This is a genomic window from Catenibacterium sp. GCM10023432 (genome assembly GCF_042651925.1).
Taxonomy (GTDB): Bacteria; Bacillota_I; Bacilli_A; order Erysipelotrichales; family Coprobacillaceae; genus Catenibacterium; species Catenibacterium mitsuoka.
This window is the reverse complement of the sequence record NZ_JBHSEB010000067.1, coordinates 1-3,856: the sequence shown is the minus strand read 5'-3', so window position 1 is coordinate 3,856 and position 3,856 is coordinate 1. Positions and strand designations below refer to the sequence as shown.

Here is a 3,856-nt window from a genome sequence, read left to right as displayed (position 1 = left end):
GTAAAAACCATGAAAAAGTATTGATATATTTTTTAAATTTTTACTTGATTTCTATTATCCAATTTTCTTTACTTAAATTTTACATAGACTTAAGAAGAACTTTTTGTTGGTATGATAGACTAAAAACAAAAGAGAGGATGTCTATGATTTATATTACCGGTGATACACATTGTCCTTTTGATATCTCTAAATTAAAGCCTCATCATTTTCCTGAGGGACAGATACTTACAAAAGAAGATTATGTCATTATATGTGGTGATTTTGGAGCTGTATGGGATGATATGTTACCAGATTTATTCTGACCTGACTGGTTGGATTCAGAGCCATGGACTACATTATTTGTGGATGGAAATCATGAGAACTTTGAATTATTGGATGATTATCCTGTTTCTAGCTGGCATGGTGGAAAGGTGCATTTTATTAAGGAGTCTGTAGTTCATTTGATGAGAGGACAGATTTATACAATTGATGGATTGACATTCTTCACTTTTGGTGGTGGCTATTCATGTGATATAGAAACACGTGTAGAACATCGTTCATGGTGGCAGCAGGAATTACCTACAACTCAAGAATGGAATGAAGCACTCAATAACTTACTTCAATATAACTTTCATGTTGATTATATTATTACGCATGATTGTCCGTTCCATATTAAAGAACTCTTACATACACGTACTATTCCTTGTAACCTGGATGACTATACCCTTCCTCATCTAAGAAACATAGATGAAGTCATGGATGATATAGAACAACAGGTCACATATAAGTTATGGTTTTCTGGATATTTCCATATTGATCAAACCATTTATAAGCATGTTATTCTCTTTAATACGATTTATTGCTTAGAAAGGTGATATATATGAATCAACGTAAAACTGATTTTCTTAATTACTTAAAACATTTAAGTGTAACTACTCTTGTACATCAACAGAATTTTATCAACAAATGGTATGATCTTTTTAGTATGTTGGATGAAAATCAATATAATTCTATTTCTATGGATCTTTTAACTGATGCTGAATATTATGTGATGAACTATTCTATTCCTCATGTAGGAAGCTATAAGGTTTATTTTAATATTGATCATGTGATTCAATCAGATGCTTATCAGACATCTTCTATTCAATCTATGACTGAAGATGAACTAGATAGAAATAGAATCAACCATCCTATTCCTTTTGATATGAACATCTACTTGTTAAATCAATTCCAATGTTCACAAAAGAATATAAAAAGCATTAAATATTATCCCGTTATTACTGATTCCTATATGAGTAATGGACTCTATACTGTCATTGATGGAAACCATCAACTAGAGATGTCATTAAGAGAACAAGACTTAGTTGAATTAAAGTACACTCCTTTCTATAAGTTAAAGAAGGAATGTTATGGCAATACGTTCAGCTATTTATTACATCATTTCATGAATGAAATGCATATAATTAGCTCTGATCCACAATACTTACTCAACCAATATCCATTACAAGAAACAATTCGTGCATAAAAAAAATATGGTTCATGCTGGTGAACCATATTTTTTTTATTTCTTATAAAATTGTGCATTGTTAATAGCTTCTTGAGTTTTTGATTGATAGATGACTGTTTGTTCATTTGTATTCATATCTAATTCTACAAGTTCATATACCTCAGATCTTTGCCCTATGAAATAGATAATATTATCTAAAACAGTAACTATATTCATGGAATAATAGCCGCACTTTCCATCTAATAATTTCTTTTTTTCTTTTGTGTGACGATCATATCTCACCAAATCAAAGTTAGTAATAGATGTCTGTTTATCTGTTACATAGTATATATAATCTTTATCAATATAAGTACTATCAAGCTGTTTGTGATTTAATTTAAAAACATCTTCTGTTTTGTTTTTCTTCACAACAGTGAATGTAATTGGCGCATAAGAATCAACTTCATTTTTTATAATACCGTTATTATAATCATCTGTCAGTTTATAACTTAAAGACATTGAATAATGAGGTATAATTAATTCCTGGGTGTCTGGATTATAATTTGTACATGTCGCAAAACTATCCTGATTCCAGTTTAAATAATTTATTTTATGTGTTTTAGTATTATAGATTGAAGGTACCATGGTATTCTTTTTTACCTTTTTTAAACGTCCTACAATAAACATCTTATGATCATCCAGTATTCTGATATCATTGATTGCATCTACATAGTCAATAAATTTAGATGTTTTATGAGTAGATAAAGCATATTGTTTAATATATGAATTCCCATATTCTTTATTATCGCTTCCTGAATAATATACTTTATTATTCTTATAATCATAAGTAGAAAGTGGGTACTGACTTTCATAAGGTTCTGAAGAAACCTTCTTAAGTTTTTTAGAAGTTAAATCATACATATAAGTATTGCTGGTAAATATGAATTCCTGATTCGTCGCATGAGTTGTGGTCATAGAAATATAATAATGAGATGATTCAGAGCATCCTACAGGCAGTGATAATAAAACTGTGACACTAAGTAAGCATTTTAATTTGTTCATAATTTTCCTTCTTACTTATGTTCAATAACAACATCCTTCACCGCAAAATCATCAAGTTTCTTCGCATCGTATCCCCAATAAGTAACTCCATCCTTCCAAATATCTACAATTGCATCAGGTAAACCACCCGCATCCCACTTATGCATATTAACTGTTTTCCCATGTATAGTAGTTTTAACAACTAGACCACAAGTAATATTATCATATTTTAAACTAGTAGCGACGTCTCCTTTAACTAATACATGATTCTTTTGTCCAGGTTGATGATTATACGCTGTAGCCCTACCATATCCAAAATAGCAATTATAGTAATTATTTCTATATAATCTATTTTTATTACTACCCCAAGATGCTTTAAGAATATTATTATTTCTATCGTCAACACTATAAGTATTTATTGGCACAGTCATATTGTCATTTTTTACAGATTCCACTTCTCGATTGTTCTCATCCAAGATTCTTGTAATATAACCATCAGCAGCATATTTTACTGTCATACCCTTAAAAGGAGTTGGATACAAATCTGTCAATCCTGTAGGATCTAAATATGTAAACTCAAAATCGTCGCTTATTTCACCGTCAACCAATATAAAATGAGAATTATCGATATATCTGATAATTGTGACAGATTCCATTTTTTCTGGAATTTCTTTTGAAAAATATACTCTATCATATGCTTGAACATTTAGAATATTACCAGATAGTATTAGAATAAAAACGATTAAAACTCTTGCGATTTTTTTCATAAAAATTATCCTCCTTATTTTTAATTATTGATTAATTGTAATCGCTTACATTTTATAATTCAATTATACTCATTCTTTACATTATTTACAATAATAATACATATTTTAAAATATCGCTAAGTTTAAGAAAAATGTTGCTACTAGATCATCAAATTTAGCTTAACATCAGATTTCCTACTTCATAAGAAACTGGAAAAGTATACATTCAAAAGAAAAGAAATGGTCTCTGTGATTCTTAGAATGATTGTGGATACAGAAATCTTCAATAACAAAACGGTAAGAGTTATGCCCATTTCAATTAAGGAAGCATATTACGAGTTATTATTATGGGATTTTTTTGAATAAGTTAACCTAAAGCAACAATTTAATTAAAAAGAGCATAAAATATTACAATTTCGCACTTCTCATAAAAACATTACCTGGAGATTTTGCATATTCAAATAAATTGTTCTTCTAAAATCAAATCATTTACTGTCAATACTACACTCCTTGATTAAGCCTACTCAAAGTAGGCTTTTCGTATTATAGAACTAGAAGTTAATCAAGTAATAATTCTAGTTTTTTATTTTATCTAGAAGTGATA

5 protein-coding genes are annotated in these 3,856 nt (G+C 29.1%); 3 read left to right on the top strand and 2 right to left on the bottom strand.

What is annotated here, in order from left to right:
• Positions 1–143: 143 nt before the first annotated feature.
• Genes ACFOZZ_RS08870 through ACFOZZ_RS08860 form a run of 3 tightly spaced genes read left to right on the top strand, consistent with a single transcriptional unit; the run spans position 144 to position 1,504 of the window.
• Complete coding sequence (locus ACFOZZ_RS08870; protein ID WP_286696665.1) at positions 144–302, top strand: hypothetical protein; 159 nt, start codon at positions 144–146, stop codon at positions 300–302.
• 39 nt (positions 303–341) lie between these two features.
• Positions 342–854 (top strand): hypothetical protein, encoded by a 513-nt coding sequence (locus ACFOZZ_RS08865; RefSeq protein WP_286696666.1) that lies wholly within the window; start codon positions 342–344, stop codon positions 852–854.
• Positions 855–859: 5 nt separating this feature from the next.
• Positions 860–1,504, top strand: a complete 645-nt coding sequence (locus ACFOZZ_RS08860) for a hypothetical protein (protein ID WP_279068580.1) — start codon at positions 860–862, stop codon at positions 1,502–1,504.
• Positions 1,505–1,540: 36 nt separating this feature from the next.
• Here ACFOZZ_RS08860 and ACFOZZ_RS08855 read toward each other — a convergent pair whose 3' ends face one another.
• Positions 1,541–2,527: a hypothetical protein gene (locus ACFOZZ_RS08855; RefSeq protein WP_278780267.1), complete on the bottom strand. Its 987-nt coding sequence runs from the start codon at positions 2,525–2,527 to the stop codon at positions 1,541–1,543.
• An 11-nt stretch (positions 2,528–2,538) separates the two neighbouring features.
• Positions 2,539–3,273: a hypothetical protein gene (locus tag ACFOZZ_RS08850; protein WP_279068579.1), complete on the bottom strand. Its 735-nt coding sequence runs from the start codon at positions 3,271–3,273 to the stop codon at positions 2,539–2,541.
• Positions 3,274–3,856: the final 583 nt, after the last annotated feature.